Origin of the sequence: Delftia sp. DLF01 (genome assembly GCF_014852125.1) — a bacterium.
GTDB lineage: Bacteria > Pseudomonadota > Gammaproteobacteria > Burkholderiales > Burkholderiaceae_C > Comamonas > Comamonas acidovorans.
Window position 1 is genome coordinate 310,741 of sequence record NZ_JACVAZ010000001.1, and the last position, 14,135, is coordinate 324,875.

A 14,135-nucleotide genomic window follows, 5' to 3' on the forward strand; every position below is an offset into this window, starting at 1 on the left:
TGCGGTGCCGGCTTTAGTTGGTCGTGTGCATGGGAGGCTGCGAGGGCTGGGCATCATGCGGCGTGGTCAGCCGGATGGCGCGCTCCTCCTCGCCATGGCTGGCATGCTCGCCATCCACACCCAGGCCGCCCTTCCAGCGCCGGACCACGCGCTGGAAGATCAGCGAGTTGGGGATCTGCAGCAGGTTGGGTGAGCCATCGGGCGCATGGGCGTCCTGCAAGGTGGTGTAGAGCATGTTGATGTCGATCACGCGGCCCTTGGCACCGGGCTTTTCGGCCGTGTCCAGCACCTCGATGTAGTCACCCAGGCGAAAAGGCCCGACGATGACGATGAGCAGGGCGCAGAACAGGTTGGACAGCACGCTCCAGGCCGCGAAGAAGGCCACGGCGCCCACGGTGGCAAAGCCGGTGAAGGCCGTCCACAGCACGGTGGCCGAGACGCCCAGGCGCTCCAGTACCAGGGGCACGGTGGCGGCGATGAGAATCCAGCGGAACACGCCGCGCAGCGGCACCAGCAGCTCCGGCGGCAGGCCGTAGTGCCGGCCCGCGCGTGCGATCAGCCGGCGAACCAGGCGATTGAGCAGCCAGGCCGCACCGATGATCAGCAGGATCTGGGCACCGGGGATGATGAACTCCAGCCAATCCTGCATCCAGGTGGGCAGGTGCGCTTGAAAACGACGCATAACTTCAAACATTCAGGAAACAGGAATCCGCTTTCGGGACCCGGATGCGCAGCTCGCGCGCGCCCGGCATTGAGCTGCGATCGTAAGCGCAGGCGCAAGGCCCGGCAGTCAGGTGCGGCGCTGCTCCACCGTGTCCATCTGCATCTCGAAGCTGAAGAAGCGGTCGCGCCCCTGCGCCTTGGCCGCGTACAGTGCCTGGTCGGCGCGCATGAGCATGGCTTCGGCGCTGGTGTATTCGTCGGGAATGCAGGTGGTGATGCCGCCCGACAGCGTGAGACCCGATTCATGGGGCGAATCGGGGTGGCGTATGCGCAGCACGCGCAGCATCTGGCCCACGGCGCGCGCAAACGTCATGGCGCCCGAGCGTGGCGTGCGCGGCAGGATGAGCGCGAATTCCTCGCCGCCATAGCGCGCCGCCACGTCACGGGGGCGTACGCAGACCTCGCGCAGCAGGCGTCCGATCTGTTTCAGGCATTCATCGCCATGCACGTGGCCATAGGTGTCGTTGTAGCGCTTGAAATGGTCCAGGTCGCAGAGCATCAGCGTCAGCGGCTGGCCTTCGCGGCGGGCCGAGGCGATCTCTGCATGCAGGATGCGGTCGAAGCCTCGGCGGTTGACCAGGCCCGTGAGCTGGTCGAGCTCGACCATTTCGTTGAGCTTCTGGTTGGCCTCGTGAAGCTCGGCCGACAGCGATACCAGGCGCCGGCGCATGTCCAGCAGGCGGCGCATGGCGCGCAGCTTGGCCACGAGCACGATGGGCTTGACGGGCTTGACCAGGTAGTCGTCGCCTCCGGCCTCGATGCCGCGCCACACATCCAGGTCATTGTCCAGGCCGGACAGGAAGATGACGGGCGTCCACTCGCCGGGCTCGGCCTCGCGCAGCTGGCGGGCAACCCAGTAGCCATCCTCGCCGGGCAGTCGGATGTCCAGCAGCACCAGGTCGGGGCGCTGCTCGCGGAACAGGACCAGGGCGCTGGGGCCATCGGCGGCCTCCAGCACGCGGGTCACGCCCGCGTGCAGCAGCTCGCTGACCAGGCTGGTGCGCACCGAGGCCTGGTCTTCCACGACCAGCACGCAAAAGGGCGCGGACTCGTCCGTCGGCTTGGCGAAGCGTGCTCCGCTGGGCTCGATGGCGGGGGAGTCGGCGCTGTCGGTGGGCAGGGGAGGTGGGGCGGGGGGCATGGCCTTCATGGTTGCAAAACCAGGAATGGATCAAGGGGCCGCGCAGTGCGCGGCGGGGGATGGCGCCAGTGTAAGTCGGGTGTCGCGTCCGTGTGCGATTGTGTGCAACGGGGCTTTTGCTAGGCCAGCGGCAGATCCGTGCGGGCGCGGCTGGCCTCGTCATGCCACTGCACAAAGGCGTCGGCAGCCGGGCAGATGCGCGGGTTGCCCAGTTGCTGCAGCAGCCTGCAGGCAGCAAAGCCCTGGGCTTTGCTGTCATAGGCAAGTGCCCACTGGCGGCGCTCCTCCTGCCGGTCTTCGGGAACGGGCCAGCTGCGCAGCGAGGTGGATAGGCCGGTCAGGCCCATGCGCCAGGGCTTGCCGGAGACACGTGCGCGAAAGCATTGCTGGCGCTCGCACAGCAGGGCATAGAGCGGGTCCACCTGCAGGGCGTCGAACAGCCGCCCGACGGCCGGATCGTCCGATGCGAAATCGGCATGCGTGACGATGACGCGCAGGCCCTTGGGTGTTTCGTAGACGCGCAGTCCCCAGTCGGGGTGGCTTTGGTGGAAGGTCTGCACGCGCTTCATGGCGCGCGTGGCCGGCGAGTCCGTGGACGCACGCTGGCGCGCCTGGCGAGCTTCCCACCAGCGCTGCACGCGCCGCATGGCCAGGAACAGCAGCAGCACGACCAGTGCCGTGGCCACCATCCGCGAATTGTTCTTGTGCGGTGCCAGCCGGGCCAGCCAGATGGCGACCGAAGCCAACAACAGCAGGGTCACGACGGGAAAGCGCACGGCGCTGGGCGGCTCGGGCAGGTCGATATCGGCGATGGCCACGCGCTCGGTGTTCAGGCAGTGGGCGCCGTAGCTGTTGCGCGTCATCACCGTGCCGTCGCGGCGCTGCAGGACTTCTTCGCGGATGGGGGTGGTGAAGCCGTCGAGCGCGTACTCGTTCTTCCATTCCATGCGGGGCTCGCCCTTTGGAAGCGCCGCATTGCGGGCGGCTTCCAGGGCCTGGCCAGCACGCTCCTGTGCGTGGGCCTGGGCGGCTTCCTGGCTGGTGTCGGACCATCCCCAGCGCTGGACGGTGATGCCGTGGGTGGGGCGGCTTTCATGCCGCAGGCGCGCCTGCGCCCAGTAGGTGGGGATGTGCATGGCGAGCCAGTATAGGGAAAAGCCGCCTGGCTCCCAAGGGAACGCAGGCGGCTTCGGTTGGCAACGCGCGCAGGCGCTGGATGCCGTGGGTTTTACTGTTCGCGGCGCAGGGCGGGGAACAGGATGACGTCGCGGATGCTGGCGCTGTCGGTCAGCAGCATCATCAGGCGGTCGATGCCGATGCCGCAGCCGCCTGTGGGGGGCATGCCGTACTCGAGGGCACGCACGAAGTCGTGGTCGAAGTACATGGCTTCGTCGTCGCCACCGTCCTTGGCCTGGACCTGGGCATTGAAGCGCGCGGCCTGGTCCTCGGCGTCGTTGAGCTCGGAAAAACCGTTGCCGAATTCGCGGCCCGTGATGTACAGCTCGAAGCGCTCGGTGACCTCGGGGCGCTCGTCATTGGCGCGCGCCAGCGGCGAGATCTCGGTGGGGTGCTCCATGATGAAGGTGGGCTGCCAGAGCTTTTCTTCCACCACTTCCTCAAAGTACAGCACCTGCAGGCTGGCCAGGGTGCGTGCGGACAGGCGGTCCTTTTCTTCCGTCATGCCCAGCTTGCGCAGCGCATTGGTCAGCCATTCGCGGTCGGCCACCTTGTCACCGGCCTCGGTGAACTTGACGATGGCCTCGGGAATGGTCAGGCGCTGGAAGGGTTGGGACAGGTCCACGGGCTTGCCGCCGTAGGTCAGCTGCAGCGTGCCCACGGCCTTTTGCGCGGCGTCGCGCACCAGGGCCTCGGTGTAGTCCATCAGGTCGCGGTAGTTCCAGTAGGCCGCGTAGAACTCCATCATGGTGAACTCGGGGTTGTGGCGAACCGAGATCCCTTCGTTGCGGAAGTTGCGGTTGATCTCGAACACGCGCTCGAAGCCGCCGACCACCAGGCGCTTGAGGTACAGCTCGGGCGCGATGCGCAGGTACATCTCCTGGTCCAACGCGTTGTGGTGGGTGACGAAGGGCTTGGCGTTGGCGCCGCCGGGAATGGGGTGCAGCATGGGCGTTTCCACTTCCAGGAAGCCGTGCTCCACCATGAATTCGCGGATGCCCGAGACGGCCTTGCTGCGTGCGATGAAGCGGCGGCGGGCCTGCTCGTCCATCATCAGGTCCACATAGCGCTGGCGCACCTTCTGCTCCAGGTCGGCCATGCCGTGGAACTTGTCGGGCATGGGGCGAAGGCTCTTGGTGAGCAGGCGCAGCGTCTGCACCTTGACCGACAGCTCGCCGGTCTTGGTCTTCATCAGCGTGCCCTCGGCTCCCAGGATGTCGCCCAGGTCCCAGCGCTTGAAGGCCGCATAGACCTCCTCGCCCACGGTGTCGCGCGTGATGTACAGCTGGATGCGGCCGTGCGTGGGGCCCAGCGATCCGTCCTGGATGGTGGCAAAGCTGGCCTTGCCCATGACGCGCTTGAGCATCATGCGGCCGCCCAGGCTGACCTGCACGGCTTCGGCGTCCAACTGCTCGGCGCTCTTGTCGGCATGGGCCTGCTGCAGCGCCTCGGCGCGGTCGGCGGGCTTGAAGTCGTTGGGGAAGGCCACGCCGCCCTGTTCACGGACCTGTTCGCGCAGGGCCTTGAGTTTTTCGCGGCGCTCGGCGATGAGTTGGTTTTCGTCCTGGGGAGCGGTCTGGTCCGCTGCGGATGGGGTGTTGTGTTCGGTCATGACAATGAGCGCCAGCGCAAAACGCCGAGGGGCCGGAAAAAAGCCGGAGGAAAAAAAGCGGGAAAAGCCGAAAAAAGCCAGGCGCAAAGGGCTGGAGGGCGCAGAGGCGGCAGCAAATGCCACCGGCAAGCCCCGCAGCTGGCGGGCTGAATCCGCGATTTTAAGTTTTTTGGCGCGCTTTCGGTGCGCGGTGCTGCCAATGTGCCGGACGCCGCTGCGGTATGACGCCGCAGTCCTGCCAAATCGTCAGTGCCCGGCGGAAGGGGAGCCGGGTGCCGGGCCCTGGGCATGGCCTATGCCGCTGCGCTCCAGCACATCGGCCACGAGCTCCAGCCGCACCAGCGGGCTGTCCAGCGCCATCAGTTGCTGCTTGATGGAGACCGGCATGGGCAGCAGCTCGGTCCAGCGGTTGGCCACCCAGCCGCAGTCACCCATCTGTTCGGCGCTGGGCAGTCGGGCATGGTCGGCGTCTGTGGAGCGCGCGTGCAGCTGCATCAGCACCTGGGCCAGGGCCTGGGCGGTGGCGAGCAGGTGGCCGGGGATGGGCACGGCGGCATCGGCAGGCAGCATCTGCACATCGGCCACCCACAGGCCGTGGGGCAGCTGGCGGTGCTCCTGCATGCGAAAGCGCTGCGTGCCTTCGCACTGCAGGTGCAGCAGGCCGGGCTGGGGCTGCTGCAACTGGACGATGCGGGCCAGCGTGCCCACGGCGTGCAATTGCTCGGCGGCCGCGCCGGCCTTGCGCACTTCGCTGCCGGCCTGCAGCGCCACCACGCCGAAGGGAGCGCCCGTGCGCTCGCACTTGCGGATCATGTCCAGGTAGCGGACTTCAAAGACGCGAAGGCTCAGCAGGCCTTGGGGAAAGAGGACGCTGCCCAGGGGGAACAGCGGCAGGGAGTGCAGTGCGGTAGGGGCGGTCATGTGATGGGCGGGATGCGGCAGCTATCATCCCATGCTGTGCCAAGGCCGGATGGCCGTGGTCCGATCTTCCTCCCGCAGTCCTACAACGCCATGCTTTTTCAGATCGTTTCCTTTTTGCTCGACGTGGTCGTTGGCCTGTTGACCGGCGTCTGCCTGCTGCGCATGTACATGCAGGCCCAGCGCGTGCCCTTCGGCAACCCTGTGGGGCAGCTGGTGTTTGCGCTGTCCGACTGGATCGTGATGCCGCTGCGCCGCATCATCAAGCCGGCCGGGCGCTGGGACATGTCCAGCCTGATCGCCGCCTTCCTGCTGCAGCTGCTGCAGTTCGTGCTGCTGTGGCTGTTGATGGGTGGGCAGTCCACTGTGGTTGCCCTGCCCTGGCTGGCGCTGTGCGGCCTGGCGCGCGTGGCGCTGTCGGGCATGGTGGGCGTGCTGCTGATCTATGCCATCTTGTCGTGGGTGCAGCCGCAGTCGCCGATGTATGGCGTGCTGCAGCGCCTGTCCGAGCCGATGCTGCGGCCCATCCGCCGTGTTGTTCCGCTGATCGGCGGTATCGATCTGTCGGCACTGGTGGCTCTGGTGCTGCTGCAGATCGCGCTGATGGTGCTGGGGTATATCCAGGGATCGGGCCTGATGCTGCTGGCCTGATTTCCCTGGTTTCCTGGACGTGAAAAAGCCGCCGCAGGCATCAACCTGCGGCGGCTTTTTTGTGTCTGCGCGAGGCTTTACTGGACCGCGTCGGCCGGCAGGCGCTGCAGCATGGCAAGCGAGGCGGCGATGCGGTCGCGCAGCTCGCGGCGGTCCACGATCATGTCCACGGCGCCCTTGTCCTGCAGGAACTCGGCGCGCTGGAAGCCTTCAGGCAGCTTCACGCGCACGGTGGTCTCGATCACGCGCGGGCCGGCGAAGCCCACCAGGGTCTTGGGCTCGGCAATGACGATATCGCCGACGAAGGCAAAGCTGGCGGAGACGCCACCGAAGGTGGGATCGGTCAGCACCGAGATGTAGGGCAGGCCCTTCTTGGCCAGGCGCGTGAGCGCTGCATTGGCCTTGGCCATCTGCATCAGGCTCAACAGGCCTTCCTGCATGCGCGCACCGCCCGTGGCGGTGAAGCAGATGAAGGGGACCTTCTGCTCGATGGCGGTCTCGACACCGCGCACGAAGCGCTCGCCGACCACGGAGCCCATGGAGCCGCCCATGAACTCGAACTCGAAGCAGGCTGCGACCACGTTGACGCTCTTGATGGCGCCGCCCATGACGACCAGGGCATCGGTCTCGCCGGTGTTCTCCAGCGCTTCCTTGAGGCGCTCAGGGTACTTGCGGCTGTCCTTGAACTTCAGGGCGTCGACGGGAATGACTTCCTGGCCGATTTCATAGCGGCCTTCGGCATCCAGGAAATGGTTCAGGCGGGCGCGGGCGCCGATGCGGTGATGGTGGCTGCAGCTGGGGCAGACGTTCTGGTTTTTCTCCAGATCGGCCTTGTAGAGCACGGTCTCGCAGCTCGGGCACTTGATCCACAGACCCTCGGGGATCTGCTGGTGGCGATCCGTGGGGTTGGTTTGCTGGATTTTGGCAGGCAGGAGTTTTTCAAGCCAGGACATGGTGTTTCCTTTTCAGGCGCAGGGCATGCGGCACCGGGCCGCATGCAAGGGCTGCATTATGCGACCTACGCGTCGAGTGCCTTGCGCACGCCGCGCAGGAAGTCGATGGTCAGGGGGACGATCTTTTCGTGGGGCTGGCCGTCCAGCATCTCGATGATGCGGCTGCCGATGACCACGGCATCGGCCACCCGGCCAATGGCCTGGGCCGTGGCCGCGTCGCGGATGCCGAAGCCCACGCCCACGGGAATGCTCACATGCTCGCGGATGCGCGGCAGCATGGCTTCCACGGCCGCCGTGTCGAGCGTGCCTGCTCCGGTCACGCCCTTGAGCGAGACGTAGTAGACATAGCCGCTGGCCACGCGCGCCACCTGCTGCATGCGCTCGGTGGTGGAGGTGGGCGCCAGCAGGAAGATGAGGTCCATGTCGCGTGCGCGCAGTTGCGCTGCGAATGCCTCGCACTCCTCGGGCGGGTAGTCCACGATCAGCAGGCCGTCGACGCCGGCCTCGGCCGCATCGTCCACGAAGCGGTCATTGCCGTGGATCTGGTCGTAGCGCTCCACCGGGTTGGCGTAGCCCATCAGCACCACGGGCGTGGTCTGGTTCTTCTGGCGGAACTCGCGCACATAGGCGAGCACCTGCACCAGGCCCACGCCATTGGCGATGGCGCGGTCGCCTGCCTTCTGGATGGTGGGGCCGTCGGCCATGGGGTCCGAGAAGGGCACGCCCAGCTCGATCACGTCGGCGCCGGCCTCCACCATGCCGTGCATCAGCGACGGCGTGATGGCCGCGAACGGGAAGCCTGCGGTGATGTACGGGATCAGGGCCTTGCGGCCTTCTTCCTGGAGTTTGGCGAAAGTCGTGGTGATGCGGCTCATTGAGCTGCTCCTCCCTTGACCGTGAGCCCGCGCATGGAGGGACGGTCGTAGTAATCGGCGCCCGAGAGGTCGGCCACGGTGCCGATGTCCTTGTCGCCGCGACCGGACAGGTTCACGAGGATGGACTGGTCGGCGCGCATGGTCTTGGCCAGTTGCATGGCATAGGCCACGGCATGGCTGGACTCCAGGGCGGGAATGATGCCTTCGGTGCGGCACAGGTAGTGGAAGGCGTCCAGCGCCTCCTGGTCGGTGATGCCCACGTACTGAGCCCGGCCCAGTTCCTGCAGCCAGGCGTGCTCGGGGCCGACGCCGGGGTAGTCGAGGCCGGCGCTGATGCTGTGCGTCTCGGTGATCTGGCCGTTCTCGTCCTGCAGGATGAAGGTGCGGTTGCCGTGCAGCACGCCGCTGCTGCCGCGCTGCAGCGAGGCCGAGTGCTTGCCGCTGTCCAGGCCTTCGCCGGCCGCCTCCACGCCGATCAGGCGCGTGTTCTCGAACGGGATGTAGGGGTGGAAGATACCCATGGCATTGCTGCCGCCGCCCACGCAGGCGACCACGGCATCAGGCTGGCGGTCGGCGCCCAGGAATTCGGGCATCTGCGTCAGGCATTCCTCGCCGATGACCTTCTGGAAGTCGCGCACCATCGCCGGGTAGGGATGGGGGCCGGCCACGGTGCCGATGATGTAGAAGGTGTTGTCCACGTTGGCCACCCAGTCGCGCATGGCCTCGTTGAGCGCGTCCTTGAGCGTGCGGCTGCCCGACTCCACCGGCACCACGGTGGCGCCCAGCAGGCGCATGCGGTAGACGTTGGGGCTTTGGCGCTTCACGTCCTCGGCACCCATGTAGACGATGCATTCAAGGCCGTAGCGCGCGCAGATGGTGGCCGTGGCCACGCCGTGCTGGCCGGCGCCGGTCTCGGCAATGATGCGGGGCTTGCCCATGCGCCGGGCGAGCATGGCCTGGCCGATCACGTTGTTGATCTTGTGCGCACCCGTGTGGTTGAGGTCTTCGCGCTTGAGGTAGATCTGCGCGCCGCCCATCTCGCGCGACATGCGTGCCGCGTGGTAGACGGGCGAGGGACGGCCGACGAAGTGGGCCAGCTCGGACTGGAATTCGGCAACAAATTCCGGGTCGTTCTGGTACTTGGCGTAGGCGTCGCGCAGCTCGGTCAGAGCGTGTGTCAGGGTTTCGCTGGCAAAGCTGCCGCCGAAGCGGCCGAAGTGGCCGGATGCGTCAGGGTACTGGTATTCGAACATGGCTTGTCTGCAAAAGTTGGTCATCGGCCGCGCGCACGGCGGCGATGAATCGGTGTATCTTGCCGGCGTCCTTGATGCCCCTGAGGGGCTTGCCGTCGGGACCATCGGCCTCGACGCCGGAACTGACATCAACGGCCAGCGAGAGTCCTCGCGGGCGCACTTGCAAGATGCCATCGGTCACGTTTGCAGGCGTGAGTCCACCAGACAAAACGAGGTGAGAGGCGACGTTTGGTGGAAGGAGTGACCAATTGAATGCTTTTCCGCCACCACCATAGCCGTCGACATGGGCGTCGAGCAGTATGGCCTGGGCTTTCGAGTAACGCTGGGCATATTCTACGAGGTCGAAGCGCGCGGCGTCGGGACCAAGGGGAATGCGTGCGGCGCGCAGGAAGGCGCGGGTGCCGCCGGATGTGGCGGCAAGGCAGTCCTCGGGGGACTCGTCGCCGTGGAACTGCACGCAGGCGCCCGGGATGGCGGCGCAGGCAGCCATCACGTTGGCGGCGCTTTCATTGACGAACAGCAGCACCGGGGTCACGAAGGGCGGCAGGCGCCGCGCCAGTTCTGCAGCGCGCTGCACCGTCACGGCGCGCGGACTGGGGGCGTAGAGCACAAAACCCACGGCATCGGTGCCCGCAGCCACGGCGGCGTCCACGTCCTGTTCGCGGGTGAGTCCGCAGATCTTGATTCGAGTGCGCTGCATGGGGGCTGAAGAATGGGGGAGGGCTTGTCCGTTCAAGGGAGCCAATCATAGGCCGGGCTGCGCGAAGGAAGGCCCCATGAAGGATCGTATACGGGGCCCAGAAAGTACAGGCCGTCGGGCGAGAAGGTGGGCGCGGCGGCATCGCGGGAACGGGCGTCCAGTACCTGCTGCATCCACTGCGGCGCATATGCGCCCTGGCCGATGGCGATCAGGCAGCCCATGATGTTGCGCACCATGTGGTGGAGGAAGGCGCTGCCTTCGAACTCGAAGCGCCAGTAGCAGCATTCCATGGCCGCATCGCCGGGCCGCATGGAGCTGGCTGCGGCCATCTGGGCGCCATCGCCTGCCATGCGGCGGGTGATGGACAGGCGGTGCAGCGTCTTGACGGGGGACTTGGCCTGGCAGCCCGATGCGCGGAACGAGCTGAAGTCGTGCTCGCCCAGCAGGTGCTGGGCGGCGGCCTGCATGGCATCACCATCGAGCGCATGGAACACCCAGCCCACGCGCCCGGCCTCCACGCTGGGGCGCACGGGCGATTGCAGCAGCACATAGGCATAGCGCCTTGCCGTGGCACAGGCGCGCGAATGGAAGGCATCGGGCACGGGCTGGGCCCATTGCACGGCAATGTCCGGCGGCAGGAAGGTGTTGGTGCCACGGACCCAGGAGAACGGGGCCCTGTCCAGCGGCGTGTCGAAGTGGACGACCTGCATGAGGCCGTGCACGCCGGCATCGGTGCGGCCCGCGCAGAGGGTGTGCACCTCCTGAGCGGCAAAGCGGCCCAGGGCCGCTTCGAGATGGTCTTGAATGGTGTTGCCAGACAGCTGGCTTTGCCAGCCGCTGTAGCGCTGGCCGTTGTAGGCGACGCCGAGGGCTACGCGCATTGCGAGGCCTCCGGCATGGGTTGGGTGTGCATCAAGTTGTCAGTTTTCCATGGCGGCTTGCGCCACCCTGTCACGCGAAACCGGTGCGGCGCCTGGGCAGACGCCGCCGGGCTTCAATCTATCTCGGCCAGCAGGCGCTGGGCCTTGGCCTTGAGATCGCCGTGGGCCTCGGCGATCACTTCCTCGATCAGTGTACGGGCTCCGTCACTGTCGCCGATGGCGTTGAATTCCTGGGCCAGCGCGAGCTTGGTGGCCAGCGGGTCTTCAGGAGCCGAGGGCGGGGTTGCCACGGCAGGGGTGTCGTTGCCCAGGTCCAGGGACAGGCTGCCCAGGTCGAACTCCAGCGACTCGGCCGGTTCGGGCTTGGCCTTGGCCGCCGTCTCCAGCACGCCGCCTGCCTGGGGTGTTGCCGGCGTTGGGGCGGGTGCCTCCGTGCTCAGGCCTTCCAGGTTGAACTCCATGGCGTCCAGCGACAGCAGCTCGGTCTTGGCATGGCTGTCGTCCGTGGTGGAGCTGGTCAGGGGCGAGGGCTCGGTGGCCGGGAAGCTGTCGGACGCCTGCGTGCCGGGCATGTCCAGCGACAGCATCTCGGTCGGCTGCATGCCGTCCATGGCGTTGCTGTGGTTCAGGGCGTCCGTCAGCGAGGCGTGGGCCGTGGGCTGGAAGCCGGGCATGTCCAGCGATGCAACGGGTGGCTCGACGTGGGGCTCGATGCGAGGTGTGTCGTCCTTTGCGGAGGGCGTGGCTTCCAGCGGCGCGCGCAGCGTGGGCTCCAGCGCTGCGAAGTCCTGTTCGCTGGGCATGGGGGCCGGTGCGGGCAGGGGGCTGGCGTGCTGCGCGGGCAGGCTGGCATCGGCCAGGCCGCCGGGCAGGTCCATGTTGAGGTCCATGTCCAGGTCCATGGGCAGGGTGGCAGGGCCTTCGCGGTGCGCATCCATGTCCAGGGGGCGGCTGGCCAGCGAGGCGGCAGCCAGTCCGGCAGCAGCCACTGCGGCGCCACCGGCAACGGCGGCACCGGACAGGGGCGCGGCGCCTGCAGGCTGGTAGAGGGCGTTTTCCGGGTCCAGGATGCGGCCCTGGTCGGCCAGGCGCTGCCAGTCCACGCCCTTGCCCTGGGTCAGGCCATGCAGGGTCTGCGCGACGGCCTCGAAGGCCTTGCGGTCATGGCGCTTGGCGTAGATGTCGGCCAGCTTCTGGTGCAGTGCGGTGCGGTTGGGGTCGGTGCGCAGCGCTTCCTTGAGGATTTCCTCTGCCTGCAGGTCGCGGCCATAGGCCAGGTAGACATCGGCCTCGGCCACGGGGTCCACATCGCCCGCATCAAGCTGGCTGGGCGAGTAATGCATGGAGGTGCCGGACAGCTGGCTCGATGTGCCGGTGTCCACGCGTTGGCCGCCGCTGGCGCCAAAGAAGGAGTCGGCTGCAAGCTGGCTGTCGCCAAAGGCGCTTTCGCTGGAGGCGGCAGCGGCGCGGCGGCGCTGCATGACGCGGTAGCCGCCATAGCCCAGCAGCAGGGCCAGCAGGGCAGCACCGGCCAGCGGGATGGTGGGGTCTTCCAGCAGCGTATCGATGAAGCTGGGCTCGGCGATCGGTGCTGCGGGGGCGGGTGCCGGCTTGGGCTTCGGCGGCTCGGCCGCAGCAGGCGTGGCGGGCGCGGCTTCTGCTGCGGGCGCTGCCGAGCCGGCTGCATTGGCTGCGGCGTCTGGAGCAGCGGTGGGCGCAGCGGCCGCAGCAGCTGCATCGGCAGGCGCTGCCGGGGCCGCGGGAGTTGTCTGGGGTGCTGCAGCTTCAGGCGCTGCAGGCACGGTCGGCGCGCCCGGCACAGCGACGCCGTTTGCCGTGCCGCTGGCTGCCGGGGCAGGTGCTGCAGCAGCACCTTCGGCGGGCTTGGTGGCGGCGGCGATCTGGCTCAGCTCGGACATGTTGCGCTGCAACTCGGCCGTGCGCGATGCCTGGTCGTCCGACTGCTTTTGCTTGGCCAGGCGCTCGTCGGCCTCCACGCCCTTGACGGCGCCCTTGGACAGGGTGAGCTTGTCGGGTGCTGCGGTGGACGGCTTGCGGTCTTCGACCTGGGCCTGGACGCTGCCCGATGCTTCGCGGTTGGCGGAGGCCACGGGCGCGGCCGGCGCGGCGCTGGCCAATTGGCGGCGGAACTGGTTGAAATCGCGGGACTGGGCGGCAACGATCTGGCGCGCTTCGCGCGGCGAGGTGGCCTGGGCCGTGGCTTCGTCCGGCACGGTGAGCACGGCACCGGAGCGCATGCGGTTCACATTGCCGTTGATGAAGACCTTGGGATTGGTGCGCAGCATGGCCACCAGCATCTGGTCCAGCGAAACGCCGGCTGGCAGGTGGGCGGCGGCGATGCGGCCTGCCGTGTCCCCGGCCTTGATGCGGACTTCGGAGGCCTCGGACGACGCGGGAGCCGCTGCAGCGCGCTCGCGGGCTGCCGGGGCGGCACGGCGCGCGGCTGCTGGCGCGGGGCGGCTTTCCTCGGTGTTGCCTTCCGCGGCTTGCGATACAGCTTGCGATGGGGTGGGGGCTGCGCGGCGCGGCGCGGCGGCGGGCTCGGGTGCCGAGGCCTGGGCTGCAGCCGTCACGGCAGGCGGGAGCTTTTGCAGGGTGGGCGGATCCAGCAGCAGGGTGTAGTTGCGCTGCAGGTTGCCCGAAGCCCAGCTGGCGTCGATCACCAGATCGACAAAGGGTTCGTTGACGGGCTGTGTGCTTGTGAGGCGCAGCACGGCCGAGCCATCCGCGCGGCGCTGCACGCTGACGCGCACCTGGCTGGCGGTGGCGTTGTACTCCATGCCCTGGGTGCGGAAGACGCCGGGAGAGGCCACGCCCACGCGCAGGCCTTCGGCTTCAGCGGCGGTGATCTGGGGGATTTCGACTTCGGCACGCAGGGGCTCGCCCAGGGCCGATTGCACGTTCACCCGGCCCAGAGCCAGTGCCCAGGCCTCGGAGGCGGGCAGTGCGACCGAGACGACGGCCGCAGTGGCCAGCACAGAGAGTTTCCAACGATGCATAAAGCGTCAAACCTGTGTGGATGCAATTGGGCAGGCACTATTGTTATTGTGGGAATGCCCGCGCTTGCACATGTAATTGAAATTTACCCGGGGATAGATGGCACGCCATCTACCAAGGTGCTTGGGTCGCATTGTCGGCCACGCTATAGGATCGCAAGCGTCTGGTTGCCGGCGAACGCCAATAGTTGTTGTCGAACGGCAACGAGAAGAAACACAATGTATCTTTGGTGAT

Annotated in this window: 12 protein-coding genes; 1 reads left to right on the forward strand and 11 read right to left on the reverse strand. The window is 67.4% G+C overall.

Going from position 1 to position 14,135, the window contains the following annotated elements:
- Positions 1-13 precede the first annotated feature (13 nt).
- The 5 genes from IB269_RS01395 to IB269_RS01415 form a co-directional block, all read right to left on the reverse strand.
- Positions 14-682, reverse strand: a complete 669-nt coding sequence (locus IB269_RS01395) for a mechanosensitive ion channel family protein (protein WP_013801006.1) — start codon at positions 680-682, stop codon at positions 14-16.
- A 108-nt stretch (positions 683-790) separates the two neighbouring features.
- Positions 791-1,873, reverse strand: coding sequence for a diguanylate cyclase domain-containing protein (locus tag IB269_RS01400; RefSeq protein WP_012207049.1), 1,083 nt, complete (start codon positions 1,871-1,873; stop codon positions 791-793).
- A gap of 110 nt (positions 1,874-1,983) precedes the next feature.
- Entirely contained in the window at positions 1,984-3,000 is a 1,017-nt protein-coding gene (locus IB269_RS01405) for a hypothetical protein (protein WP_192366263.1), read from the reverse strand.
- Between the two features lie 92 nt (positions 3,001-3,092).
- Positions 3,093-4,652, reverse strand: coding sequence for a lysine--tRNA ligase (gene lysS, locus IB269_RS01410; protein ID WP_013801009.1), 1,560 nt, complete (start codon positions 4,650-4,652; stop codon positions 3,093-3,095).
- A gap of 246 nt (positions 4,653-4,898) precedes the next feature.
- Positions 4,899-5,573 carry an LON peptidase substrate-binding domain-containing protein gene (locus tag IB269_RS01415; protein ID WP_012207046.1) on the reverse strand — a complete coding sequence of 225 codons (675 nt, stop codon included), beginning with the start codon at positions 5,571-5,573 and terminating at the stop codon, positions 4,899-4,901.
- Positions 5,574-5,663: 90 nt separating this feature from the next.
- On the opposite strand from IB269_RS01415, the gene IB269_RS01420 reads away from it, so the two are divergent.
- Positions 5,664-6,221 (forward strand): YggT family protein, encoded by a 558-nt coding sequence (locus IB269_RS01420; protein ID WP_192366264.1) that lies wholly within the window; start codon positions 5,664-5,666, stop codon positions 6,219-6,221.
- A gap of 77 nt (positions 6,222-6,298) precedes the next feature.
- Here IB269_RS01420 and accD read toward each other — a convergent pair whose 3' ends face one another.
- The 6 genes from accD to IB269_RS01450 form a co-directional block, all read right to left on the reverse strand.
- Positions 6,299-7,174: an acetyl-CoA carboxylase, carboxyltransferase subunit beta gene (accD, locus tag IB269_RS01425; RefSeq protein WP_013801012.1), complete on the reverse strand. Its 876-nt coding sequence runs from the start codon at positions 7,172-7,174 to the stop codon at positions 6,299-6,301.
- A gap of 65 nt (positions 7,175-7,239) precedes the next feature.
- Positions 7,240-8,049: a tryptophan synthase subunit alpha gene (gene trpA / locus IB269_RS01430; RefSeq protein ID WP_013801013.1), complete on the reverse strand. Its 810-nt coding sequence runs from the start codon at positions 8,047-8,049 to the stop codon at positions 7,240-7,242.
- Positions 8,046-9,302, reverse strand: a complete 1,257-nt coding sequence (gene trpB / locus IB269_RS01435; protein ID WP_012207042.1) for a tryptophan synthase subunit beta — start codon at positions 9,300-9,302, stop codon at positions 8,046-8,048. The genes trpA and trpB overlap by 4 nt, the downstream gene beginning before the upstream one ends.
- Entirely contained in the window at positions 9,280-10,002 is a 723-nt protein-coding gene (locus IB269_RS01440) for a phosphoribosylanthranilate isomerase (protein WP_013801014.1), read from the reverse strand. Before IB269_RS01440 ends, trpB begins: the two co-directional genes overlap by 23 nt.
- A gap of 32 nt (positions 10,003-10,034) precedes the next feature.
- Positions 10,035-10,883 (reverse strand): tRNA pseudouridine(38-40) synthase TruA, encoded by an 849-nt coding sequence (truA, locus tag IB269_RS01445; RefSeq protein ID WP_013801015.1) that lies wholly within the window; start codon positions 10,881-10,883, stop codon positions 10,035-10,037.
- Between the two features lie 113 nt (positions 10,884-10,996).
- On the reverse strand, positions 10,997-13,903 hold the full coding sequence (locus IB269_RS01450) for a FimV/HubP family polar landmark protein (RefSeq protein WP_192366265.1): 2,907 nt from the start codon (positions 13,901-13,903) through the stop codon (positions 10,997-10,999).
- Positions 13,904-14,135: the final 232 nt, after the last annotated feature.